This window comes from Streptomyces gossypii, assembly GCF_025165795.1.
Taxonomy (GTDB): Bacteria; Actinomycetota; Actinomycetes; order Streptomycetales; family Streptomycetaceae; genus Streptomyces; species Streptomyces gossypii.
This window is the reverse complement of the sequence record NZ_JAJAGO010000010.1, coordinates 102,328-125,938: the sequence shown is the minus strand read 5'-3', so window position 1 is coordinate 125,938 and position 23,611 is coordinate 102,328. Positions and strand designations below refer to the sequence as shown.

Genomic DNA, 23,611 nt, shown 5'->3' with positions numbered 1-23,611 from the left:
ATGAGTGGTGACGCACCGGGCAGGCCGAGTGGCCAGGTCAGAACAGGACGCGCGCCAGGGCGCTACGCGCGGTGACCACCCGCGGGTCATCCGCACCGACGACCTCGAAGAGCTCCAGAAGCCGCAGCCGTGCCGACTCCCGGTCATCCCCTGCCGTCCGCTTCACCGTCTCCACGATGCGGCCGAACGCGTCCTCGACATGGCCGCCGACCAGTTCGAGATCGGCCGCCCGCAGCTGCGCCCCCACATCCGTCGGCCGGTCCGCGGCCTCCGCACGCACCTGCTGGGCGTCGAGCCCCTGCACCCGGCCGAGCAACTCGGCCTGGGCGAGCCCGAGCTGTGCCTCGGTGTTACCCGGCTCATCCGAAAGGACGTTCTTGTACGCCTGCACCGCGCCGTTCAGATCACCCGAATCCAGCGCGCTGTGCGCCGCGGCGAGTGCGGCGTTCTCTGGCGGCTCGGGGGCCTGCGGCCCCGCCGCCTCCTCAGCGCCCTCTCCCGCCTCGGTGGCCTCACCCGGCACGCCCTGAAGGCCGGTGATGCCGAAGCGCTGCTCGGAGACCTGGATCAGCTGGTCGAGGGTCTCCCTGATCTGCTGCTCCGGCGCCGCTCCCTGGAACAGCGGCAGCGCCTGCCCGGCGACCACCGCGAACACGGCGGGAATGCCCTGCACGCCGAACTGCTGGAACAGCATCTGGTTCTGGTCTACATCGATCTTGGCGAGCAGAAAGCGCCCGGCGTACTCGCGCGCCAGCCGCTCGAGGAGTGGACCGAGCTGCTTGCACGGCTCGCACCATTCGGCCCAGAAGTCGATGACCACCGGCACCTCGGCCGAACGCTGAAGCACGTCCGCCTCGAAGCCCGCCTCGTCGACGTCCATCACCAGGCCGCTCGGCGCGGGAGGTCCGCCTCCCTCGGCGGCGTCGGCCCGCGACTGCTCCGCTTTCTGCTTGGCCTCTCCGGCCGCCTTCACCGCGGCGAGGTCGACCACTCCGCTCATGGACATATTGCGTGGCTGCATGAGACCAGTCTCCCCCTTCCGCGCCGCGTTCGTTACTGGGTCCCCACCCAGCGTGTGTGATTGCCGCTCGAACGAGCGTTTCGCTACGACTCGTAGCGTAACACCGGGGGCGCCGGCGGGCGCGAGCACGGCGCTAGGGTGCCGACCATGGCCAGACCCCGCAGCGCCGCGGCCGACTGTGCGATTCTCGACGCCACGCGCGCCGCGCTCGTCGAACTCGGCTGGTCCAAGCTGACGATGGGGGACGTGGCGGCCCGCGCGGGGGTGGCCAAGACCACGCTCTACCGGCGCTGGACGGGCAAGAGCGCGCTCGTGGTGGACGCGGTCGCGGTGCTGTTCGACGAGCTGGAACTGCCGGACCGTGGAAGTCTGCACGCCGATGTCGAGGGGGTCGTGCTGTCCTTCGCGGCGCTGCTGGCACGGCCCGAGACCAGCACGTCACTGATGGCGGTGGTCGCCGAATCCACCCGCGACGCGGCGTTGCGCGACCGGCTGCGGTGCGCGGTCGTGGACCGCCAGAAGCGGCTGGTGCTGGACGGCCGCGCGCGGGCCCAGGCACGCGGCGAGCTGCCGCCCGACAGCGATCCGGCGTCGGCGGCGCGGCAGACGGACCTGGTCTTCGACCTCATCGCGGGGGCCGTGGTGCACCGCGCGCTGGTGAGCGGGGAACCGGTGGACGAGGCCTGGGCCGCCGGGTTCGCCACGCTGCTGGTGGCGGGTCTCGGCGCCGCGCACCCCCCAGCCCCGCCCCCGCAGCCCCGGACGCCCCCGGAGCCCTGCTGAGCCGCCTCCGGAGACCCGCAAGAGCCATCGGAGCCCCGGCCGAGTCTCCGGCCGGGGCCCCGGTGAGCGAGAGGGACGGTCAGAACCCCGGCGGCTCCGTGTAGACGCCCCACTCGTCGCGCAGCACACCGCAGATCTCACCGAGCGTCGCCTCCGCGCGAACCGCGTCCAGCATCGGCTCGATCATGTTGGCGTCGCCGCGGGCAGCGTCGAGCATCGCGTCCAGCGCCTTGCGCACGGCCGACTCGTCGCGAGCCTCGCGGCGGGCGCCCAGGGCCCGTACCTGCTCGCGCTCCACCTCGTGGCTGACCCGCAGGATCTCCAGATCGCCGGTTACCGAGCCGGTGTGGCAGTTGACGCCCACGACCCGCTTCTCGTCCTTCTCCAGCGAGCGCTGGTACTGGAAGGCGGCTTCGGCGATCTCGCCGGTGAACCAGCCGTCCTCGATGCCCCGCAGGATGCCGGAGGTCATCGGGCCGACGGGGTGGTTCCCCTCCGGGACGGCACGACGGCCGCGCTCCTTGATCTGCTCGAAGATCTTCTCCGCGTCGGCCTCGATCCGGTCGGTGAGCTGCTCCACGTACCAGGAACCGCCCAGCGGGTCGGCGACGTTGGTGATGCCGGTCTCCTCCATCAGCACCTGCTGCGTGCGCAGGGCGATCTCGGCGGCCTGCTCGCTGGGCAGCGCGAGGGTCTCGTCCAGGGCGTTGGTGTGCAGCGAGTTGGTGCCGCCGAGGACGGCCGAGAGCGCCTCCACGGCGGTGCGCACCACGTTGTTGTACGGCTGCTGGGCGGTGAGCGAGACTCCGGCGGTCTGGGTGTGGAAGCGGAGCCACTGCGCCTTCGGGGAGGTGGCGCCGTACTCGTCGCGCATCCAGCGGGCCCAGATGCGGCGGGCCGCGCGGAACTTGGCGATCTCCTCGAAGAAGTCCAGGTGCGCGTCGAAGAAGAAGGAGAGGCCGGATGCGAAGTGGTTGACGTCCAGGCCGCGGGAGAGCCCCAGCTCGACGTATCCGAAGCCGTCCGCCAGCGTGTACGCCAGCTCCTGCGCGGCAGTGGAGCCCGCCTCGCGGATGTGGTAGCCGGAGACCGAGAGCGGCTTGTAGTCGGGGATGCCGTGCGCGCAGTGCTCCATCAGGTCACCGATCAGCCGCAGATGCGGCTCGGGCTGGAAGAGCCACTCCTTCTGTGCGATGTACTCCTTGAAGATGTCGGTCTGGAGCGTGCCGTTGAGCAGCGCCGGATCGACGCCCTGCCGCTCCGCCGCGACCAGGTACATGCAGAAGACGGGGACGGCGGGCCCGGAGATCGTCATGGAGGTGGTGACGTCGCCCAGCGGGATGCCGCGGAAGAGCTGCTCCATGTCGGAGGCGGAGTCGATGGCGACGCCGCAGTGCCCGACCTCGCCGAGCGACTTCGGCTCGTCGGAGTCGCGGCCCATCAGGGTCGGCATGTCGAAGGCGACGGACAGGCCGCCGCCGCCCGCCTCCAGGATCATCTTGTACCGCTCGTTCGTCTGCTCGGCGTTGCCGAAGCCCGCGAACTGGCGGATGGTCCACGTCCGCCCCCGGTAGCCGGTGGCGTGCAGACCACGGGTGTACGGGTACTCGCCGGGCCAGCCGATGCGCTCGAAGCCCTCGTAGGTGTCCCCGGGGCGCGGGCCGTAGACGGGCTCGACCGGGTCGCCCGAGAGCGTGGTGAAGTCGGCGTCACGCTTGCGGGCCGCGTCATAGCGCGCCTGCCAGCGCTGCCGCCCCTGCTCGATTGCCTCAGCATTCATGCGGTCTCTCGCCTCTCTGCGCTCCCGCACCACGGGGTCCCGGTGCGGCCCCGGACGGGCCGACCCGGGGTGGGGGCCGACGCTGCCGGGAAGCAATTACTAGGACGTCCTACTAAGTGTCCTTCCGTAAGGGCCCTCCGCGCAAGCCATGCAGGGCGAGGGCCCGGTCACAGAGGGCTACAGCCGCCCGCTTCCCGGCGCAGCACCAAGTCCCGCCCTAGACCTTGGCGGGCTCACCGGACGCGCCCGCGAGCAGGGGCTCGACGTCACGCACGACCTGCCGCTCGACGAAGAACGCGGCAGTCGGAATCGTGCCGGAGACCAGCACCCACAGCAGCTTCCCGAACGGCCATCGGGCCTTCTGGCCCAGATCGAAGGCGAAGATCAGATACACGATGTAGAGCACACCGTGGAGCTGCGAGACCACGAACGTGAGGTCCTCGCCCTTGTCGAAGCCGTACTTGAAGATCATGCAGGCGCAGAGCACCAGCAGCATGACGGCGGTGACATAGGCCATCGCCCGGTAGCGGGTCAGGACGCTCTTCTTCATGAGGAAGAGCGTAACGGGCGGTTCGGGGCGATCTCCCCGGACCCCGCCGGGAAGGGCACGGTCCGGGCCGCGCCGGGGCGCGGCCCGGACCGTCAGTCCTCGTCGAAATCCTCTGCCGCCACCCGCAGCGGGCGCAGCAGCCGGAAGATCTCCGCACACTCCTCCGCGTCGTACACACCCAGGCCGAAGTCCACGGCCATCAGCTCCCGGGTGGCCTTCTCGCACACCTCGCGGCCCTTCTCCGTGATGGATGCGAGGGTGCCCCGGCCGTCATTCGGGTTGGGGCGCTTGGCGACCAGACCGGACTTCTGAAGCCGGTCGATCGTGTTGGTGACGGACGTCGGATGGACCATCAGCCGCTCACCGATCTTCGACATCGGCAGCTCGCCGTCATGGGAGAAGGTGAGCAGCACCAGCGCCTCGTAGCGGGCGAACGTCAGATCGTACGGTTTGACGACGGCGTCCACCTGGGCGAGCAGAATCTGGTGCGCGCGCATCACGGAGGTGATCGCGGCCATCGAGGGCGCGGACCCCCATCTGCGAGTCCAGAGCTCATCGGCGCGGGCGATCGGGTCGAACGGCAGGCTGAGCGGCTTCGGCACGCATCCGACCCTACCGGGCGGTCACTTGACGGGCACAGGTGTCTCAGCAAGCGGTCCCCGCCCGACAGACCGCACCGCCCGCACGGCGAACAGCACGCACACGGTACCCGCCGCACCCGCCCCCGCGGCGACCCAGTGCGGCGGCACGAACTCCGCCGCCAGGCCGCCCGCCGCCATTCCGACCCCCTGCCCGGTCATCAGACCGCCGGACATCACCGTCATCGCCCGGCCCCGCTGCGCCTCGGGGACCGCGTCGAAGAACCACCGGTCCAGCCCGAGGATGTACGCCATCCCGGCGCCCGCGAGCAGCAGCGCGGCCAACGCGAGCGGCAGCCCCGGACGGACGGCGAAGACCAGCAGCGGCAGCAGCAGACAGCCCGCCAGCGGCAGCACCAGCCGCTCCCTCGCCCTCGGGGTGAGCCAGGCGCCGACGGCCAGCTCCGCTGCGGCGGAACCGACGGGCATCGCGGCGAGCAGCAGCCCGACCACCGCCGGACCGGACCCGAGCTCCTTGGCGTACGGCGCGGCCAGCGCCTCCGGGACGACGACGAAGGCGGGCGGCAGCCAGCTCAGTGCGAGCAGCGCGCGGATGCGGGGATCGGCGAACAGGGCCCGGGTGCCGCCCCCGTGCCGGGCCGTGGCCGTCGGCGGGCGCAGCCGGGTGCGCGTGGCAAGGATCAGCGCCGAGCCGAGGAAACAGCCGACCGTGATCAGCAGCGCTGAGCGGGCGCTGACGAGGATCAGCAGCAGACCCGCCGCCGCGTACCCGACGATCTGTGCGCTCTGCGCCACGATCCGGATCAGCGAGCGCGCCAGGACGAAGCCGTCGCCGTCCAGGATCTCGCCGAGGCTGGCTGCCCGTACTCCGCCGAAGAGGGGCTGGACGAACGCGGACAGGGCGCGCAGCACCAGCAGCAGCGCGATCGGGACGCCCGGCACCACCATCGCCGCGACGCACAGCGCGCACAGCAGGTCGCAGCCCACCAGGATGCGCCGGGCGGGGTAGCGGTCGGCGATCGGTGCCAGCACGGCACCGCCGACGGCGAACGGCAGGAAGCCGGCGGCGAAGGTGAGGGCGGAGAGCAGCGGGGAGCCGGTCTCGGCGAAGACGAGTACGGGGAGGGCGATGTGCGAGACGACGCTGCCCAGCATGGACAGCACGTGCGCGGCGAAGACGGCGCGGAACTCGGCTACGGCGAAGACCTCGCGGTAGCTGCCGCCGGTGGTGCGGGGCGGCGCGGGGGTCTCGGGTGCCGGCTGGGCCGACCGTTCTGGCTGGGCTTTCCGGGCTTTCTCGGCTTTCTGGGCTGGCATCAGGGCAGCCTGCCGGGGTGCGCGGCGGCGACGTAGTGTTTCGTGGCAGCACGAATCACCTCGGGAGAGCGGAACCGGGCAGCCATGCCGTACCAGATGCACTTCGGTGCCGAGGACTTGCTCAACTGCCGTTTCGCGCTGTCACCCTCCTGGGAGACCCAGCAGGCCGTCCGGCTGCTGGCCCATCCCGGCGGCTGGAGCCATCATCTGCCGTGGCTGCGGCAGAGCACCGGGACGGCGAAGGGGCTCGGGCTGGAGCCGCTGTGGCTGCTGATGCCCGGGCGGGGATACACGCCCGACTTCCTGTGCCCGCCGCCGACCGGACCCGCCACCTCCTTCGACGAGGAGATGGCCGAGGTGCGGGCGACCGATCCGGCACTCGCCCACGCGGAGCTGGTCCGCTCGCTGGCCGACACCCCGGGCGCGGCGGAATCCCCCGAGGGAGAGGCGATGCTCGCCGACCCCGCAGCGGCCGTACGGCAGCTGGCCGACGCCAAGACCCGCGCCTGGGAGGTGCTGGTCGCCCCGCACTGGCCACGACTGCGGGCACTGCTGGAAGCGGACATCGCCTTCCACACCCGCAGGCTGGCCGACGGCGGGCTCGCCGCCCTCTTCGACGGACTGCACCCCGAGGTCTCCTGGACGGACGGCACGCTGACGGTCAACCACTGCTACCAGTACACCCGCACATTGGGCGGCACCGGGCTGACGCTGGTCCCCAGCGTGTTCGCCTGGCCGCATGTGGTCAGCGGCTTCGAGCCGCCGTGGCAGCCCGCCGTCGTCTATCCGGCGCGCGGCATCGGGGCGCTGTGGTCGGAGCCCGCGGCGGACACCCCGGCGGCGCTGGTGCGGCTGCTCGGCACGAACCGGGCGGCCATCCTGGCCGCGCTGGAGCAGCCCGCGTCGACGACGGGGCTGGCCGCCCGGCTCGGGCTCGCGCCGTCCTCGGTCTCGGTCCATCTCTCGGCGCTGCGCGGCGCGGGGCTCCTGACGTCGTACCGTCTGCGCCACCAGGTGCTGTACGAGCGGACCCCGCTCGGGATCGCCCTGGCGCAGGCCCGTACCTGAGGGCTCAGCGCTGGGCCGAGGTGGTGGCGAAAGCCGGTGCCGTTTCGCCCTGGCCCGGCGCTCCGGCGGGGATGGTGGTGCGGGCGAGGTCCGTCACGCCGCCCGGAGAGCCGTCCGCCGCTCCAGCCGCCTCGGCCGCGCCGCCCGGGGCAGCGGGCGCGCGCCACGCGCGGAGCTTCCGCGCTGCCGCGGGCAGCAGTTCCCGGATCCGGTGCTCGTCCCTGCCCTGTGCGTACCACCAGACCACCGCCGGGCCCAGTGCGACGGCCAGCGCCAGCAGCGACCACACCCGCATCGCCACATGGGTGTGCCCCAGCACGGCGGAGGCGGTCAGGGAGACGCCCACGGCAGCCGCCCACCACAGATGCGTACGGAAGGTGGCGGGCTGGTCGAGGCTGACCGATCCGCCCTTGGGGGTGACCACGAAACGGCACGGCCTGCGGAAGGCCGCCGCGATCAGGGAGCGGGCGTAGATGGGCGCGGAGAGGGCCGACATCAGCATTCCGGCCAGCCCCGTGGAGCCCTTGGGTTCGTGCGGCGAGACGTTGTGCCGCCGGTTCCACAGGTAGAGCCCGATCTGCAGCGCCGCCGCGTCCCCGTAGAACATCAGCCACAGCGACGGCGGGACCTGGGTGCCGGAGGCGCCGACCCAGAGGAAGAGGGTGCAGCTCAGGGCGCCGAGCATCCAGGTGAGACCGCTCATCGGATAGTAGGCGAGCATCAGCGAATAGCTCAGCAGCCGCCCGGCCGAGTGGCGGTGCGGGGTGCGGCCGAACTGGGTGAGCAGAGTCTCGTAGGTGCCGCGCGACCAGCGCAGCTGCTGGGTGAAGAAATCAGTCCAGGACTCCGGGCCCTCGCCGACGGCCAGGACGTCCGGGGTGTAGACGGAGCGCCACCGCCTGCGGGTTTCCGGATTGCGCCGCCGGTGCAGCTCGAAGCCCGTCGCCATGTCCTCGGTGATCGAGTCGCGCAGCCCGCCGATGGACTTCAGCGCGGAGACGCGCACGCAGTTGTTGGTGCCGACGAACATCGGCGAGCCGTAGCGGTTGCCCGCCCGCTGGATCAGGGCGTGGAAGAGGAACTGCTGGCTCTCGGCGAACTTGGTGACGATCCCCCGGTAGTTGCCGTACACCTGCGGCCCGACGACGAAGGCGACGTCCGGGTCGCGGAAGTAGCCGAGCATCCGCTCCAGGAAGGCGGGCAGCGGTACGTGGTCGGTGTCGACCGAGGCGAAGAACTCGTAGTCGTCGCCGTGCGCGTCCAGCCAGGAGTTGTAGTTGCCGTGCTTGGTCTTCGCCCGATGGGGTCCACGGGGGCGGTTCCAGTCCTCGACGCCCTTTCGGGTGAAGTGATGCACCCCCAGTTCCGCGCAGAGCGCGCGGGCATCCGGGTCGTCGCCCTCGTCCAGCAGCCAGACATGCAGCCTGCCCCGGTGACGCACTCGGACCGCGGCCTCCAGGGTGGCCCGGACCATCGAGAGCGGTTCCTTGCCGGGCACGTAGGTGGTCAGGAACGCCACCCGGGTGCCCATCCTGGGCCGTACGGGTATCGGATCGCAGGCCACCAGCGTGGCGTGGGCGACGGAGACGACATTGATCAGCCGGAAGACCTCGATCAGCCCGAGCGAGACGAGCATCACGGCGTCGGCACCGACAAGCCACGGCGGGCCCTCGCTCCGCTCCGCCCAGTGCGAGGGCCACATCAGCCAGATCAGCATGACGAGGCAGGCGCTGGGCGCCGCGCCCAGGAGGAGTGTCGCCCGTACGCGGTGCCGCCCGCGGGAGAGGAGGCTGCGGTAGCGGACCCGGTACTCGGGCCCCGCGCGGGTGAGGGGTCCGGCGAGCCGGCTGTAGGTCTCGTAGTCGTAGGCCTCCGGCGCCACAGTCCCTCCAGCCCGTCGACTTAGCCGATATGCCCACCAAAATGGACATAAAGAACCGTGTCGAACTGGGAGGGTCCGAGCGGGCGGCACTGCCTCCTCGCACCGTCTCAGCGGCGCCTCAGCGCCGCCTCACGCCGTCCCCGACGGTGTCGCTCCGTCAGGCGAGGTGCCGCTCCACGGTTTCCACCTTCGAGGTCAGACCGTCGGTGACGCCCGGCCGGATGTCGGCCTTCAGGACGAGCGAGACGCGGGGGGCGCGCGCCTCGACGGCGGCGACCGCGCGGCGTACGACCTCCATGCACTCCTCCCAGTCGCCCTCGAGGGAGGTGAACATCGCGTCCGTGCGGTGCGGCAGCCCCGACTCGCGCACCACGCGCACCGCCTCGGCGACCAGCTCACCCACGTCCTCGCCGACACCCAGCGGTGTGACGGAGAAGGCGACGATCACTTGTTGACCACGCCCCCGACCCGCTCCTGACGGGCACGCGCGGCGATGACCCCGGCACGCTCGTCGCGCTTGAGCACCCGGTCGCCGTAGAGGCCGCCGAAGGGCAGCAGGGCGAGCAGGAAGAAGAACCCGACCCGCTTGAGCGGCCACTTCGTGCGCTTCCACACATCGGCGAGCAGCACGACGTACGCGACGAAGAGCACGCCGTGGATGACGCCCAGCGGCATCATCAGGAAGTCGATGTCCGAGACCCGGCTGAGCAGCGAGCCGAAGAGCAGCAGGGCCGGGAAGGAAAGCGCCTCCGGTACGGAGACGAGCCGCAGTCGGTGCAGTGCGGCAGCAGTCTTGATGTCCACAGGGTGCCTTCGTGAGTGCGTCGGGAAAACGGACGTCGCCCTGCGCTCCTCCGGGCTCCCCCCACCCCGCGCGGCGCACGAGCCCGGCCATTCTCTCAGAGCCGGTCGGATGCACCCGGACCGGGCCGCGCACGACCCGAGCCCGGCGCGTGCGGCAGCCCGTCCGGGGGACGGTCCAGAAGAGGGGGCCTGGTATCCGTGCTCTTGGCCCGATAAGTTCACCCCTGTGGCTCAGTTTCTGCTTCAGGGTGGCAAGGTCCTCGCCGTGACACTCACCGGCGACGCCGTACAGGCGAAGAACGGCTCGATGGTCGCGTACGACGGCCAGATGGCCTTCAAGAAGATGTCCGGCGGCGGGGAGGGCCTGCGCGGCATGGTCACCCGCCGGATCACCGGCGAGCAGCTGACCGTCATGGAGGTCAAGGGGCAGGGCACCTGCTACTTCGCGGACCGGGCCGCCGACATCAGCCTGGTCCGGCTCAGCGGCGAGAAGCTGCATGTCGAAGCGAGCAATCTGCTGTGCACGGAGGCCGCCCTGCGCACCGGCACCACCTTCACCGGCGTACGCGGCGCCGCCCAGGGCAGCGGGCTGTTCACCACGACGGTGGAGGGCAGCGGCCAGGCGGCGCTGATCTCCGACGGACCGGCCGTCGTGCTGCGGGTCGGCCAGGGCACGCCGCTACAGGTCGACCCGGGCGCCTACGTCGCCCACACCGGCGACCTGCGGCAGAGCTTCCAGTCCGGAGTGAGCTTCCGCACCTTCATGGGCGAGGGCTCGGGCGAGGCCTTCCAGGTCCGCTTCGAGGGCGACGGGCTGGTCTATGTGCAGCCCAGCGAGCGGAACACCCTGGGGGGCGAGATCTGATGCCGTTCCACGAGATCAACTCGAAGCTTGTCGAGGCGCGGGTGGTGCCGGGCCAGCGCCTCTTCAGCCAGCGCGGCGCGATGATCGCCTACCGGGGCGAGGTGTCCTTCACTCCCAACAGGGCGAGCGGGCAGGGCGGCGTGATGTCCATGATCGGGAGGCGGGTGGCGGGCGAGGCCGCCCCGCTGATGACCGTGGAGGGCAACGGCACGGTGATGTTCGGGCACGGCGGCCACCACATCCAGGTGGTGGAGCTGGACGGCGACACCCTGTGCGTCGAGGCCGACCGGCTGCTGGCCTTCGACGGCTCGCTGGAGCAGGGCACGATGTTCATGGGCTCGCAGGGCGGGGTGATGGGCATGGTGCGCGGCCAGGTCACCGGGCAGGGGCTGTTCACCACCACCCTCAAGGGCAGGGGCTCGGTCGCCGTGATGGCGCACGGCGGCGTCCTGGAGCTGCCGATCACCCCGGGCCGTCCCGTCCATGTCGATCCGCAGGCCTATGTGGCCCACCACGGCGACGTACGCAACAAGCTGTCCACCGCGCTCGGCTGGCGGGACATGGTCGGGCGGGGCTCCGGCGAGGCGTTCCAGCTGGAGCTGTCGGGAGACGGCGCGGTGTTCGTGCAGGCGAGCGAGGAGAAGCTGTGAGCGGACCAACGGGACCGAGCGGTCCGGCAGGCCCCGGGGGCCCGGCCGTCTTCGACTTCCACACCCTGCCGTCGGACGACAACGTCAACCCGTACACCTTCTGTGTGGACCTGCACGGGCAGTGGTTCCTGCAGAAGGGGAAGATGATCGCCTACTTCGGGCAGATCAGCTTCAACGGCATCGGGCACGGCCCGCTGGACCGGCTGGTCTCCGGCAGCTTCCACTCCCCGCTGCACGCCTCCGACTGGGTGGTGGCCGAGGGGCAGGGCAAGATGCTGCTCGCGGATCGCGCGTTCGACGTCAACTCGTACGACCTGGAGGAGGGCAACCTCACCATCCGCTCCGGCAATCTGCTGGCCTTCGAGCCGACGCTGTCGCTCAAGCAGTCGATCATCCCCGGCTTCCTGACGCTGATCGGGACGGGCAAGTTCGTCGCCGCTTCCAACGGCCAGGTGCACTTCGTGGAACCGCCGGTCCGGGTCGACCCGCAGGCCCTCGTCGGCTGGGCGGACTGCCCCTCGCCCTGCCACCACTACGACCACCAGTACATGCGCGGGGTCATGGGCGGCGTCCGGGCGCTGACCGGCCTGGGCGGCGCCTCCGGTGAGGAGCACCAGTTCGAGTTCTCCGGCGCGGGCTCGGTGCTCATCCAGTCCACGGAGGTGCTCATGCCGGAACAGGCGACCGGCGGCGTCCCGCAGCAGGCGGGGGGGCCGGGCGGCGGGCAGCAGGGCCGGTCGGGCCAGCCGGGCCGTACCGGCGGGCAGACACCGCGGATGCCGGGTCAGCTCGGCGACCTGCAACGGCGCTTCGGACTTTGAACACCCGATTACGGATCCCTCGGTAAGGTCGACAGGTATGAACCCCGAAAACAGCGCCCCCTGGCTCAATGACGAAGAACAGCGGGTGTGGCGCACGCATCTGGAGGTCAGTCGCCTCCTCATGCACCAGCTGGAGCGCGATCTCCAACCGTTCGGCCTCACGAACAACGACTACGAGATCCTGGTCAACCTCTCCGAGTCGGAGGAGCGCCGGATGCGGATGAGTGAGCTGGCCACCCGCACCCTCCAGTCGAAGAGCAGGCTGTCCCACCAGATCACCAGGATGGAGAACAGCGGCCTGGTCAGACGGGAGAGCTGCGACTCGGACAAGCGCGGCCTCTTCGCGGTGCTCACCGAGCACGGCTGGGAGACCATGCTCAGCGTCGCACCGCACCATGTCTCCTCCGTGCGGCGGCACTTCATCGACCTGCTGCCGGAGGACAGCCTCAGCGAGCTGCAGAAGTCACTGTCCCCGGTCGCTCTCCATCTGCACGGTCAGCGGGATTCCTGACGGGATCGGCGGGACTACGGGGGCCTACGGCCTGTCGTCTGGCTCGGGCCCGACCGGCCCGACCGGCCCGACCGGCCCGACCGGCAGCCTCAGCTGGAACACGGCCCCGCCTTCCGGGGCCGTGTCGACGTCCAGCGTGCCGCCGTGCCGCCGCGCCACATCGCGGGCGATGGCCAGCCCGAGCCCGGCGCCTCCCTCATCGCGCGTGCGGGCGTCGTCGAGGCGAACGAAGCGCTCGAAGATCCGCTCGCGCTCCGTCTCCGGGATCCCGGCACCGTCGTCGGCAACCTCCAGCAGCGCCTCGCCCCCACTGACGCGCACCTCCACACGTACGGCGGCCGCCGCGTGCCGCTGGGCGTTGTCCAGCAGGTTGCCGAGCACCCGGGCCAGCTGCCCGCGCGAGCCCACCACCTCGATGTCGGCCAGCTGGTCGCACGTCACCGGCAGCCGGTCGCCCACCCGCTGGTCCAGCTCCTCCCGTACCAGCGCCGACAGCGCCACCGGGGCCTCCCCCGGACGCTCCCCCGCGTCGAGCCGGGCGAGCAGCAGCAGATCGGCCGCGAGTCCCTGGAGCCGTACGGTGTCCTGCACCGCCCCGTCCACATCCAGCAGCTCGGGATGGGCGGCGCCCACCTCCAGCTGGGTGCGCAGGGAGGCGATGGGGCTGCGCAGCTCGTGCGAGGCGTCCGCCACGAAGCGGCGCTGCCGCTCTGTTGACGCCTCCAGCGCGCTGAGCGTCTCATTCGTCGTACGGGCCAGTCGGGCCACCTCGTCGCGAGCCTCCGGTTCCGGCACCCGGCGGGTCAGGTCGGTGCTCGCGGTGATCTCCGCCAGCTCCTGGCGGATGCCCTCCACCGGCCGCAGCGCGCGACGCGTCACCAGCCAGGTGACCCCGGCCACCACCGCCAGCACGGCGGGCAGCCCGATCAGCATGGTGCGGCTGACCGAGCCGACTGCCTCCTCCTGGTCGGCGAGCGAAGACCCGGCGTAGACGGTAACCGGGGTGCCGTCGCGGGTCACGCTCTGGACGCCGACGAGGCGGAAGTCCTGCTCGCCGGTGGCGTCGGCGGCGGAGACGGGCTCCCCGTCGGAGTCGACGGGGAGGGAGAGGGTCTCGTCGTCGCTGTTGCGGTCGACGGCGACCGGCTCCGGAGAGCGGGACTGCGGCGGCGGCGCGGGAGTGTCGTCGTCATCCGCGTCGTCCGCACCCTCGTCGTCATCGGAGTCGTTCTCGGAGTCGTTTTCGGAGTCGTTTTCGGGGCCGTCGTCCGAGTCGTCGTCGGAGTCACCCTCCGTACGGGTGGGCTCCGGCTCCGGCTCCGGCTTTGGCTTCTGCGGCGGGCGGTGGAAGTCCGCCACCGCGGGAGCACCCCGCAGCCCCTCGGACGCGCCGAGCACCGCCCCGTCGGCGTCCACGACCTGCACCGGCTGGTCGCTCTCCAGCCCCTCGATGCCGTCGATCCGCCGCGCGGTGACGTCCGCCGCCTGCGCCGCCACCTCGCGGGCGGCCGACTCCGCCTCCAGCCGCGCGTTGTCGGCCAGCCCGCCCCGCAGCACCGAGATCACCGCCAGCCCGGCGGCCACCAGTGCCACGGCCACGACGACCGTCGCGCCGATCGCGGCCCTGGTACGTACCGAGCCCCTACGCACCCGCGTCCACCAGCCGGTATCCGGCGCCGCGTACGGTGCCGATCCATCCCGCGCCGAGCTTGCGGCGCAGCGCGCTCACATAGACCTCGACGATGTTGACGTCCCCGTCGTACGCGAAATCCCAGGCGTGCTCCAGGATCTCCGCCTTGGAAACCACCTCGCCCGCCCTCGTCGCCAGCTGCTCCAGCACGGCGAACTCCTTGGCGGTCAGGCTCACCTCCCGCTCACCGACCGCGACCCGGCGGGTGGCCGGTTCCACGGTCAGCCGCCCCAGCCGCAGCACGGCGGCGGCGCCGCGGGTGCGGCGGCGCAGCAGGGCCCGTACGCGGGCGACGAGCACCACATAGGAGAAGGGCTTCGTCAGGTAGTCGTCGGCGCCGGTGTCCAGGCCCTCGGCCTCGTCGTACTCGCCGTCCTTGGCCGTGAGCATGAGGATCGGCGTCTCGTGCCCGGCCGCACGCAGGGCGCCGCACACGCGGTAGCCGTTCATGCCCGGCAGCATGATGTCGAGGATGACCAGGTCGTACACGCCTTCGCTCGCGCGGTGCAGACCCTCCAGCCCGTCGTGGACCACATCGACGGCGAAACCCTCGGCGGTGAGTCCTCCGGCGAGCGACAGGGCGAGCCGCCGTTCGTCTTCCACGATCAACAGGCGCATGGGTCCAGCTTGCCCGAAGCTTGCTGAAGGGATCTTCAGGGAGCTTCAGCGGAGCTTCAGCCACGGCTTGCGACGGTAGGGCACATCAACGACCGCCCAGGAAGGCACACACCATGAGCCGTACGTCCTCGAACAAGCGCAGGCTTCTCATCTCCGCCATCGCCGCCGCCGCACTCGCCGTCGGCGGCACCACCGCCGCCGCCTTCACCTCCGACTCGGACGACGGGTCGGGCAGCACGGACTCCGCCGCCACGACGGCCCAGGCCGGCACGCAGTCCGTCGTGACCGACGACCGCGACGACCGGGGCGACGACGGCAAGGACGACCGCGACGACCGGGGCGAGGACGACGCCGACGACAAGGACGGCACGGACGACGACGCCAAGAACCTGACCGAGGCGACTCTCACCGCCAAGCAGGCCGTCGACAAGGCCCTCGCCTCCGTCCCGGGCACCGTGCAGTCCCTCGACCTGGATGACGACGACGACCACAACGGCCTGGTCTGGGAGGCGGACGTCCTCGGCAAGGACGACAAGTGGCACGAGCTCACCATCGACGCGACCAACGGCAAGATCCTGGCCAACCACCTCGACCAGGACGACGACACGAACGACGACAGCTCCGACGACGACTCTGACGACGGCAAGGACGACAGCAAGGACGACAGCGACGACGGCGCGGGCGACGACGACTGACCCGCCCGTCACCCCGCCGGAGGCAACCCGGCGGAGCCCCGGACATCCAAGGTGGCCGTCACCGCATCGCGGTGACGGCCACCGGGTTCGACTGGAGCCCGGCCCCTTCCGCCCCGGGCATGGCAGCCTGTGGGCATGCAGCGCCAGAGGGACGACGCCAGGACCGGCAGCAGGCTCACATGTATGGGCTGTCTCGCCGGTCTGGTCGTCGCGCTCGCCGTCCCGCTGTGGGGCATTGCCTTCTACTTCGTCGCAGCCCTCTTCGGCTGATTCCGCCCCGCACCACGCACCCGAGGAAGCAGTGCCGGGCAGAAGAGCAGCGGCTGCCTACTCGGCGCCGAGCGAATCGCGTGCACAACGGGCACTCCGACAACCTGCCCTGCGGTCACCGAGGCGGAACGCTGCGGGAGCGCTACTCGGTGGCCTTCAGGCCCGCGATCAGTTCGTCGGCGGCCGTGTAGGGGTCGAGGGAGCCGCTGACGATGCGTTCGGCGAGGGCGTCGAGGCGGCGGGGGCCGCCGAGGCCGCCCATGCGTTCGCGCAGGGCGGTGACCGCGATGGTCTCGATCTCGTGTGCGGCCCGGCGGGCGCGGCGCTCGGCGAGGACGCCGCGCTCCTCCATCCACGCCCGGTGCTTCTCCAGGGCCTCGACCACCTCGTCCAGGCCCTCGCTGCGTGCCGCGACCGTCTTGACGATGGGCGGACGCCAGTCGCCGGGCCCGCGGGCCTCACCCAGGCCCAGCATGTGGTTCAGCTCGCGGACGGTGGCGTCCGCGCCGTCCCGGTCGGCCTTGTTCACCACGTAGACGTCGCCGATCTCCAGGATTCCCGCCTTCGCCGCCTGGATGCCGTCCCCCATGCCGGGGGCCAGCAGGACGACGCTGGTGTCGGCCTGCGCGGCGATCTCCACTTCGGACTGCCCGACACCGACCGTCTCGACGATGATCACCTCGCAGCCCGCCGCGTCCAGCACCCGGATCGCCTGCGGTGCCGCCCAGGCCAGGCCGCCGAGGTGCCCGCGGGTGGCCATGGAGCGGATGTAGACGCCGGGGTCGGAGGCGTGCTCGCTCATCCGCACCCGGTCGCCGAGCAGCGCGCCGCCCGAGAAGGGCGAGGAGGGGTCGACGGCCAGCACCGCGACCCGCTTTCCGGCCCGCCGGTACGCCGAGACCAGCGCGGAGGTGGAGGTCGACTTGCCCACTCCGGGGGAACCGGTGAGGCCGACGACGTACGCGTTGCCGCAGCGCGGTGCGAGCGCCGACATCACCTCGCGGAGCTGCGGTGACGCCCCCTCCACCAGGGAGATCAACCGGGCCACGGCGCGCGGCCGTCCCTCCCGCGCCTGTGCCACCAGTGTGGGGACGTCCACCATCGGTTCGAGCTCCTCTGTTCACACGGCCGCCGCGTGGCGTCGCACGCGCCGGACCACTGTTCGTACAAGCCGCGGTTCGTACGGACCGCTACTCGCCCGGGACGCGGACGATCAGCGCGTCGCCCTGCCCGCCGCCCCCGCACAGGCCGGCCGCGCCGGTGCCGCCGCCGCGCCGCCGGAGTTCGAGCGCCAGATGCAGCACGATACGGGCTCCGGACATCCCGATCGGATGGCCCAGGGCGATGGCGCCTCCGTTGACGTTCACCTTCTCGGGGGACACGCCCAGGTCCTTCAGTGACTGCACGCACACGGCCGCAAACGCTTCGTTGATCTCGACGAGGTCGAGGTCGTCGACCGAGAGGCCGTCCTTCTTCAGCGCCTGCTGGATCGCGTTCGACGGCTGCGACTGGAGGGAGTTGTCCGGGCCCGCGACGTTCCCGTGCGCGCCGATCTCGGCAATCCACTCCAGGCCCAGTTCCTCGGCCTTGGCCCGGCTCATCACGACCACCGCGGCGGCGCCGTCCGAGATCTGCGAGGCGGAACCAGCGGTGATCGTCCCGTCCTTGGTGAACGCGGGGCGGAGCTTGCTCAGCGACTCGGCGGTGGTGTCGGCGCGGATGCCCTCGTCCTCGGAGAAGACCACCGGCTCACCGCGCCGCTGCGGGATCTCGACGGGGGTGATCTCGGCGGCGAAGATCCCGTCCCGCTGTGCGGCGGCGGCCTTCTGGTGCGAGGCGGCGGCGATGGCGTCCTGCTCGGGGCGCTTGATGCCGAGCCGGGTGTTGTGCTTCTCGGTCGACTCCCCCATCGCGATGTTCTCGAAGGAGTCGGTGAGCCCGTCGTGCGCCATGGAGTCCAGCACCTCCAGCGCGCCGTACTTGTAGCCCTCCCGGGACTTCGGCAGCAGGTGCGGTGCGTTGGTCATCGATTCCTGGCCGCCCGCGACGATCACGTCGAACTCCCCGGCCCGCACCAGCTGGTCGGCGAGGGCGATGGCGTCGAGGCCGGAGAGGCAGACCTTGTTCACCGTGAGTGCCGGGACGTGCATCGGGATGCCCGCCTTCACCGCGGCCTGCCGGGCCGGGATCTGGCCCGCACCGGCCTGCAGCACCTGGCCCATGATGACGTACTCGACCTGGTCTGAGCTGATTCCCGCGCGCTCCAGGGCCGCCTTGATGGCGAAGCCGCCCAGGTCGGCTCCGGAGAAGGACTTCAGGGACCCGAGCAGGCGGCCCATGGGCGTACGGGCTCCTGCGACGATCACCGAGGTGGTGCCGGGGGGCGTGCCAGTCGTGCCGGTCGTGCCAGACATGAGGTTCCTCTTCCAGCTGGAAGTTAACGAGGGTTATCTCCAAGATACTGAGCGGTACTCCGTCCGGTCACCGGTCAGCCGGTGTGACCGTGCGCACGTTGCGTAATCGGACCGGAAAGGGCTCACTGTTTCCATGCTGAACCCCATGCTGACGCGTATCGACCACATCGGGATCGCCTGCTTCAACCTGGACACGACAGTCGAGTTCTACCGCGCCACCTACGGCTTCGAGGTCTTCCACACCGAGGTCAACGAGGAACAGGGTGTGCGGGAGGCGATGCTGCGGATCAACGGCACGGATGACGGCGGCGCCTCGTACATCCAGCTGCTGGAGCCGGTGCGGCCGGATTCGACAGTCGCCAAGTGGCTGGAGCGGCACGGCGAGGGCGTCCACCACATCGCCTTCGGCACCGCCGACGTCGACGGCGCCGCGGCCACCGTCGCAGAGCGTGGCGTCCGGGTTCTCTACGACGAACCGCGTCGCGGTTCCATGGACTCCCGGATCACCTTCCTGCACCCCAAGGACTGCCATGGTGTCCTCACCGAGTTGGTCACCTCCGCGTCGCCCTCCGCCACAACGGACCACTGACGTCCGCTTCCCTGGCCGGTAGAGTGGCTGCGGGGCGGGCTCTCCAGGACCCGTGGAGGGTTCCGGGCTGCGCTCGGTCCACGTTCCGCCGATGATCTGACACCATTTCCCCTGCACGGCATCGGGAATGGCCAGTTCACTTCAAAACGACCAGGGGACGGATGGGACCGCGCAGTGCCGGGCTACGAGGCTGACGACCACCTCTCGCAGTTCGAGGCCGAGATGGAGCGGCTCAAGAAAGAGCGCGAGAAGGCCGTCGAACACGCCGACGACCTCGGCTACCAGGTCGAAGTGCTGCGCGCCAAACTGCACGAGGCGCGCCGCGCCCTCGCCACGCGCCCCGCCGGTTACGAGAATCTCTCGCACCAGGCCGAACAGCTGCTTCACAACGCCCAGATCCAGGCCGACCAGCTGCGCGCCGACGCCGAGCGGGAACTGCGCGATGTCCGCGCCCAGACGCAGCGGCTGATGCAGGAGCAGGGAGAGGCGCAGTCCCGGCTGGAGTCCGAGCTGCACTCGGAGGCCGTGCGCCGCAGACAGCAGCTGGACCAGGAGCTGTCGGAGCGCCGCGCCACCGTCGAGTCGCACGTCAACGAGAACGTCGCCTGGGCCGAGCAGCTGCGCACCCGCACGGAGCAGCAGGCCCGCCGTCTGATGGAGGAGACCAGGGCCGAGACGGAGCGCTCGCTGGCCACCGCGCGCGCCGAGGCCCAGCGGCTCACCGAGGAGTCGCGGCACCGGCTGAGCAGCGAGGCGGAAAGCGCCCGCTCAGAGGCTGAGGCCATCCTGCGCCGGGCCCGTACGGACGCCGAGCGGCTGCTGGGCGCCGCCTCGGCGCAGGCCCAGGAGGCCACTGACCAGGCCGAGCAGCTGCGCGCCAGCACCAGCACCGAGACGGAGGCCAGCCGGCGCGAGGCCGCCGAGCTGATGCGCCGCGCCGAGGAGCGGATCCAGGAGGCCGAGTCGTCCCTTCGGGAGGCGCGCACCGAGGCCGCCAAGGCGCTCGAGGAGGCCCAGGAGGAGGCGGCCAAGCGGCTGGCTGACTCCGAGTCGGTCAACGAGCAGCGGGTCCGCACGGCAAAGGCCGAGGTCGCCCGGATGGTCGGCGCGGCCACCAAGGAGTCGGAGTCGCTCAAGGCGGAGGCCGAGCAGCTGCGCGCGGACGCCCGTACGGAGGCCGACCGGCTGATCGCGGAGGCCAGGGAGGACGCCCGCACCCGTACGGCCGAGGAGTCGGCGAACCAGCTGGCCGAGGCCGCCCGCACCGCAGAGGAGGTGCTCAACAAGGCGTCCGAGGAGGCGAAGGCCACCACCAAGGCGGCCTCCGAGGAGGCGGAGCGCCTGCGCCGGGAGGCCGAGGAGGAGGCCGACCGGCTGCGTGCCGAGGCGCACGACACGGCCGAGGAGCTCAAGGGCGCCGCCAAGGACGACACGAAGGAGTACCGCGCAAAGACGGTCGCCCTCCAGGAGGAGGCGCGGCGGCTGCGCGGCGAGGCCGAGCAACTGGGCGCCGAGGCCGCGGAGGAGGGCGAGCGGATCCGCGGCGAGGCACGCCGTGAGGCGGTGCAGCAGATCGAGGAGGCCGCGAGCAGCGCCGAGGAGCTGCTGGCCAAGGCCAGGGCGGACGCGGAGGAGGTCCGCGGGGACGCCACGGCGGAGAGCGAGCGGGTCCGTACCGAGGCGGCCGAGCGGGCGACCGCGCTGCGCGAACAGGCAGAGGAGGCGCTGGAGTCGGCGCGCGCCGAAGCCGAGGAAGTGCGCGCCGGCGCCGAGGAGCAGGCCGGGCGCACCCGCGCCGAGGCGGACGCGGCGGGGCAGCGGGTCCGGGAGGACGCCGACCAGGCCGCCGCCGACCGCAAGGCGGAGGCCGCCCAGGAGCTGGAGCGGCTGCGCACGGAGGCCGAGCAGAAGGTCGCCGAGGCCGAGCAGGCGCTCCAGGACGCGCGGTCCGAGGCGGAGCGGCTGCGGGAGGATTCACGGAGCGAGGCGGAGCGGCTGCGCGCGGAGGCCGCCGAGCGCCGTCGCGTCGCCCAGGAGCAGGCGGAGGAGGAAGCGGAGCGGCTGCGCACGGAAGCCGCGGCGGATGCCGCGCAGTCCCGCGCCGAGGGCGAGTCGGTGGCCGTGCAGCTGCGCACCGAGGCCGCCTCGGAGGCCGAGCAGCTGCGCACCGAGGCCCAGGAGACGGCCGACCGGGTGCGGGCCGAGGCGGACGCGGCGGCGGAGCGTACGAACGCGGAGGCGGCCGAGGCCCTCTCCGCCGCCCAGGAGGAGGCCGCGCGCCGCCGCCGGGAGGCGGAGGAGCTGCTCGCGGACGCCCGCGAGGAGGCGCACCGCGAGCGCACCGCGGCCCGCGAGCAGGGCGAGGAGCTGCTCGCCTCGGCGCGGCAGCGCACCGAGGAGGCGCAGGCGGCGGCTGCCACGCTGGTCGAGGAGGCCGAGCGGCGGGCGGCCGGTCTGGTGTCCGCGGGCGAGGAGTCCGCGCGGCAGATCCGGGAGTCGGTGGCCGGGCTGCACGAGCAGGCGGAGCTGGATGTCGCGGCGCTGCGTGCCGCCGCCGAGGAGGACGCGGCGAAGCTGCGCCGGGAGGCGCGGGAGGAGACGGACGCCGCCAAGGCGATGGCGGAGCGTGCGGTCTCGGAGGCGCTCGAGGAGTCCGAGCAGGCCCGCGCGGAGGCCGAGCGGATGCGGGACGAAGCCCGCGATGACGCGGCGCGGAAGCGGGGCGAGGCGGCCGAGCAGGCCGATCAGCTGCTGGCGAAGGCGGAGGAGGAGGCCCGGCGCAGCGCCGCCGCCGCGGAGAAGCAGTCGGACAGCATGGTGGGTGCCGCGCGGAAGGAGTCCGACCGGCTGGTGGCGGACGCCCGTACGGAGGCCCGCGATGTCGTGGAGCAGGCGCGTGGCGACTCCGACACCATGCTGAACGAGGCACGGAACGACGCGGTTGCCGTACGGGACCGCGCCGAGGAGCTGCGGGCGCGTATCGAGGGCGAGGTCGAGCAACTGCACGAGCGGGCGCGGCGGGAGTCGTCCGAGGCGATGCGGTCCGCGGGCGAGCGCTGCGACAAGCTGGTCAAGGCGGCGGAGGAGCAGTTGGCCGAGGCCCAGGAGCAGGCCGCCAAGCTGGTCGCGGATGCCGGTGCCGAGGCGAGCAAGGTGCGTATCGCTGCGGTGAAGAAGGCCGAGGGTCTGCTCAAGGAGGCGGAGCAGAAGAAGGCCACCGTGCTGCGCGAGGCGAAGCAGTTGCGCGAGGAGGCCGAGGCGGAGGCGCGGCAGATGATCGACGAAGGCCGGCGCGAACTCGATGTCCTGGAGCGGCGCCAGCAGGACATCAACGGTGAAATCTCCCGTGTCCAAGAGGTATTGGAGGCACTGGAGTCGTTCGAGACGCCGGGCTCCGGGGCAGGCTCCGGTGGCGGTGGCTCGGGCGGCAGCAAGAAGAGTGGTGCCGTTTCCGGGGCAAATGGTGGTGTCAAGGCAGGTGTTGGTGTAGGCACGACACGAACGGGTAGCAAGCGCTCCGATCGCTAGACCCCAGACATCGGACCCAGACACCACCCCAGACACCGGCCACTCGAACGAGGGCACATTCTCCCTACCAAACGGGCATTAGCTCGATGACACGCCGTTTGTCCCCCTAGGATTCCCCGTATCACTCTCTCCCCGTCTGATAACCCGTCTGACTCGACAGGAACTCCATGAGCGACACTTCCTCCCCCTTCGGCTTCGAGCTCGTGCGGCGTGGCTACGAGCGCGGGCAGGTGGACGACCGCATCACCAAGCTCGTCTCCGACCGTGACAGCGCACTGGCCCGAATCACCTCTCTGGAAAAGCGCATCGAGGAGCTGCACCTCGAAACGCAGAACGCCCAGGCTCAGGTCACCGACTCCGAGCCTTCGTACGCCGGTCTGGGTGCCCGGGTCGAGAAGATCCTCCGCCTCGCCGAGGAGGAGGCGAAGGACCTGCGTGAGGAGGCGCGCCGCGCCGCCGAGCAGCACCGCGAGCTGGCCGAGGCTGCCGCACAGCAGGTCCGCAACGACGCGGAGGCGTTCTCCGCCGAGCGCAAGGCCAAGGCCGAGGACGACGGCGCCCGTGTCGTCGAGAAGGCGAAGAACGAGGCGGCGACGCTTCGCGACGAGGCCGAGAAGGACGCGCAGTCCAAGCGCGAGGAGGCCGACTCCCTCTTCGAGGACACCCGCGCCAAGGCCGCCCAGGCCGCCGCCGACTTCGAGACCAACCTCGCCAAGCGCCGGGAGCAGTCCGAGCGCGACCTCGCCTCGCGGCAGGCGAAGGCCGAGAAGCGGCTCGCGGAGATCGAGCACCGGGCGGAGCAGCTGCGCCTGGAGGCCGAGAAGCTGCGGACGGACGCGGAGCGCCGAGCCCGTCAGACGGTGGAGACCGCGCAGCGTCAGGCGGAGGACATCGTGGCGGACGCCAACGCGAAGGCGGACCGCGTGCGCAGCGAGTCCGAGCGCGAGCTGGCGGCGCTGACGAACCGTCGCGACAGCATCAACGCCCAGCTGACGAACGTCCGCGAGATGCTGGCCACCCTCACGGGTGCGGCGGTCGCCGCCGCCGGTTCGCCGGCCGACGAGGACGCCGTCGAGGACGAGTCGCGTACGCGCGGCGTCCCGGCCCAGCAGTCCCGCTGAGGCCGTACGGCTCCACCCCTCGCGTCGCCTCAGCC

Annotated in this window: 23 protein-coding genes; 11 read left to right on the top strand and 12 right to left on the bottom strand. The window is 71.6% G+C overall.

What is annotated here, in order from left to right; translation table 11 throughout:
• Window positions 1-37: 37 nt before the first annotated feature.
• The gene (locus LHJ74_RS21650; protein ID WP_260219792.1) at window positions 38-1,021 is read right to left on the bottom strand and encodes a tetratricopeptide repeat protein; all 984 of its coding nucleotides are present in this window, start codon (window positions 1,019-1,021) and stop codon (window positions 38-40) included.
• 147 nt (window positions 1,022-1,168) lie between these two features.
• Here LHJ74_RS21650 and LHJ74_RS21645 point away from each other — a divergent pair, with 147 nt between their 5' ends.
• On the top strand, window positions 1,169-1,804 hold the full coding sequence (locus tag LHJ74_RS21645) for a TetR/AcrR family transcriptional regulator (protein ID WP_260219791.1): 636 nt from the start codon (window positions 1,169-1,171) through the stop codon (window positions 1,802-1,804).
• Window positions 1,805-1,883: 79 nt separating this feature from the next.
• Here LHJ74_RS21645 and icmA read toward each other — a convergent pair whose 3' ends face one another.
• The 4 genes from icmA to LHJ74_RS21625 form a co-directional block, all read right to left on the bottom strand.
• A complete protein-coding gene (gene icmA / locus LHJ74_RS21640) occupies window positions 1,884-3,584 on the bottom strand; it encodes a coenzyme B12-dependent isobutyryl-CoA mutase large subunit (protein ID WP_260219790.1) in 1,701 nt (566 codons plus the stop codon).
• A gap of 217 nt (window positions 3,585-3,801) precedes the next feature.
• Window positions 3,802-4,134 carry a DUF3817 domain-containing protein gene (locus LHJ74_RS21635; protein WP_260219789.1) on the bottom strand — a complete coding sequence of 111 codons (333 nt, stop codon included), beginning with the start codon at window positions 4,132-4,134 and terminating at the stop codon, window positions 3,802-3,804.
• Between the two features lie 92 nt (window positions 4,135-4,226).
• Window positions 4,227-4,736: a MarR family winged helix-turn-helix transcriptional regulator gene (locus tag LHJ74_RS21630; RefSeq protein WP_260219788.1), complete on the bottom strand. Its 510-nt coding sequence runs from the start codon at window positions 4,734-4,736 to the stop codon at window positions 4,227-4,229.
• Window positions 4,737-4,757: 21 nt separating this feature from the next.
• A complete protein-coding gene (locus tag LHJ74_RS21625) occupies window positions 4,758-6,050 on the bottom strand; it encodes an MFS transporter (protein WP_260219787.1) in 1,293 nt (430 codons plus the stop codon).
• Between the two features lie 84 nt (window positions 6,051-6,134).
• Here LHJ74_RS21625 and LHJ74_RS21620 point away from each other — a divergent pair, with 84 nt between their 5' ends.
• Complete coding sequence (locus tag LHJ74_RS21620) at window positions 6,135-7,118, top strand: ArsR/SmtB family transcription factor (RefSeq protein ID WP_260219954.1); 984 nt, start codon at window positions 6,135-6,137, stop codon at window positions 7,116-7,118.
• A 4-nt stretch (window positions 7,119-7,122) separates the two neighbouring features.
• Here LHJ74_RS21620 and LHJ74_RS21615 read toward each other — a convergent pair whose 3' ends face one another.
• The 3 genes from LHJ74_RS21615 to LHJ74_RS21605 form a co-directional block, all read right to left on the bottom strand.
• The gene (locus LHJ74_RS21615) at window positions 7,123-9,000 is read right to left on the bottom strand and encodes a glycosyltransferase family 2 protein (RefSeq protein ID WP_260219786.1); all 1,878 of its coding nucleotides are present in this window, start codon (window positions 8,998-9,000) and stop codon (window positions 7,123-7,125) included.
• A 157-nt stretch (window positions 9,001-9,157) separates the two neighbouring features.
• Complete coding sequence (locus tag LHJ74_RS21610) at window positions 9,158-9,448, bottom strand: MTH1187 family thiamine-binding protein (protein WP_260219785.1); 291 nt, start codon at window positions 9,446-9,448, stop codon at window positions 9,158-9,160.
• Window positions 9,445-9,804, bottom strand: coding sequence for a DUF3817 domain-containing protein (locus LHJ74_RS21605; RefSeq protein WP_260219784.1), 360 nt, complete (start codon window positions 9,802-9,804; stop codon window positions 9,445-9,447). The genes LHJ74_RS21610 and LHJ74_RS21605 overlap by 4 nt, the downstream gene beginning before the upstream one ends.
• Before the next feature lie 226 nt (window positions 9,805-10,030).
• Here LHJ74_RS21605 and LHJ74_RS21600 point away from each other — a divergent pair, with 226 nt between their 5' ends.
• From LHJ74_RS21600 to LHJ74_RS21585, 4 genes are read left to right on the top strand one after another with little or no spacing between them, the layout of a single operon-like run.
• Entirely contained in the window at window positions 10,031-10,669 is a 639-nt protein-coding gene (locus tag LHJ74_RS21600; RefSeq protein WP_260219783.1) for an AIM24 family protein, read from the top strand.
• Window positions 10,669-11,319, top strand: a complete 651-nt coding sequence (locus LHJ74_RS21595; RefSeq protein WP_260219782.1) for an AIM24 family protein — start codon at window positions 10,669-10,671, stop codon at window positions 11,317-11,319. Before LHJ74_RS21600 ends, LHJ74_RS21595 begins: the two co-directional genes overlap by 1 nt.
• Window positions 11,316-12,140, top strand: coding sequence for an AIM24 family protein (locus LHJ74_RS21590; RefSeq protein WP_375546793.1), 825 nt, complete (start codon window positions 11,316-11,318; stop codon window positions 12,138-12,140). Before LHJ74_RS21595 ends, LHJ74_RS21590 begins: the two co-directional genes overlap by 4 nt.
• A gap of 37 nt (window positions 12,141-12,177) precedes the next feature.
• On the top strand, window positions 12,178-12,651 hold the full coding sequence (locus LHJ74_RS21585) for a MarR family winged helix-turn-helix transcriptional regulator (protein ID WP_260219781.1): 474 nt from the start codon (window positions 12,178-12,180) through the stop codon (window positions 12,649-12,651).
• Window positions 12,652-12,675: 24 nt separating this feature from the next.
• Here the strand turns inward: LHJ74_RS21585 and LHJ74_RS21580 are convergent, their stop codons facing one another.
• Complete coding sequence (locus LHJ74_RS21580; RefSeq protein WP_260219780.1) at window positions 12,676-14,301, bottom strand: sensor histidine kinase; 1,626 nt, start codon at window positions 14,299-14,301, stop codon at window positions 12,676-12,678.
• On the bottom strand, window positions 14,294-14,959 hold the full coding sequence (locus LHJ74_RS21575; protein WP_260219779.1) for a response regulator transcription factor: 666 nt from the start codon (window positions 14,957-14,959) through the stop codon (window positions 14,294-14,296). Before LHJ74_RS21575 ends, LHJ74_RS21580 begins: the two co-directional genes overlap by 8 nt.
• Window positions 14,960-15,072: 113 nt before the next feature.
• Between LHJ74_RS21575 and LHJ74_RS21570 the strand changes: the two genes are divergently transcribed.
• Complete coding sequence (locus LHJ74_RS21570; RefSeq protein WP_260219778.1) at window positions 15,073-15,654, top strand: PepSY domain-containing protein; 582 nt, start codon at window positions 15,073-15,075, stop codon at window positions 15,652-15,654.
• Window positions 15,655-15,789: 135 nt separating this feature from the next.
• Window positions 15,790-15,924 (top strand): hypothetical protein, encoded by a 135-nt coding sequence (locus LHJ74_RS21565; RefSeq protein WP_260219777.1) that lies wholly within the window; start codon window positions 15,790-15,792, stop codon window positions 15,922-15,924.
• A 142-nt stretch (window positions 15,925-16,066) separates the two neighbouring features.
• Here the strand turns inward: LHJ74_RS21565 and meaB are convergent, their stop codons facing one another.
• A complete protein-coding gene (gene meaB / locus LHJ74_RS21560; RefSeq protein ID WP_260219776.1) occupies window positions 16,067-17,026 on the bottom strand; it encodes a methylmalonyl Co-A mutase-associated GTPase MeaB in 960 nt (319 codons plus the stop codon).
• An 88-nt stretch (window positions 17,027-17,114) separates the two neighbouring features.
• Window positions 17,115-18,338: an acetyl-CoA C-acetyltransferase gene (locus LHJ74_RS21555; protein ID WP_260219775.1), complete on the bottom strand. Its 1,224-nt coding sequence runs from the start codon at window positions 18,336-18,338 to the stop codon at window positions 17,115-17,117.
• 145 nt (window positions 18,339-18,483) lie between these two features.
• Here LHJ74_RS21555 and mce point away from each other — a divergent pair, with 145 nt between their 5' ends.
• The 3 genes from mce (at window position 18,484) to LHJ74_RS21540 (ending at window position 23,576) form a co-directional block, all read left to right on the top strand.
• A complete protein-coding gene (mce, locus tag LHJ74_RS21550; RefSeq protein WP_260219774.1) occupies window positions 18,484-18,927 on the top strand; it encodes a methylmalonyl-CoA epimerase in 444 nt (147 codons plus the stop codon).
• A gap of 222 nt (window positions 18,928-19,149) precedes the next feature.
• Window positions 19,150-22,455 carry a polarized growth protein Scy gene (gene scy / locus LHJ74_RS21545; protein WP_260219952.1) on the top strand — a complete coding sequence of 1,102 codons (3,306 nt, stop codon included), beginning with the start codon at window positions 19,150-19,152 and terminating at the stop codon, window positions 22,453-22,455.
• A gap of 167 nt (window positions 22,456-22,622) precedes the next feature.
• A complete protein-coding gene (locus LHJ74_RS21540; RefSeq protein WP_260219773.1) occupies window positions 22,623-23,576 on the top strand; it encodes a coiled-coil domain-containing protein in 954 nt (317 codons plus the stop codon).
• Window positions 23,577-23,611 lie beyond the last annotated feature (35 nt).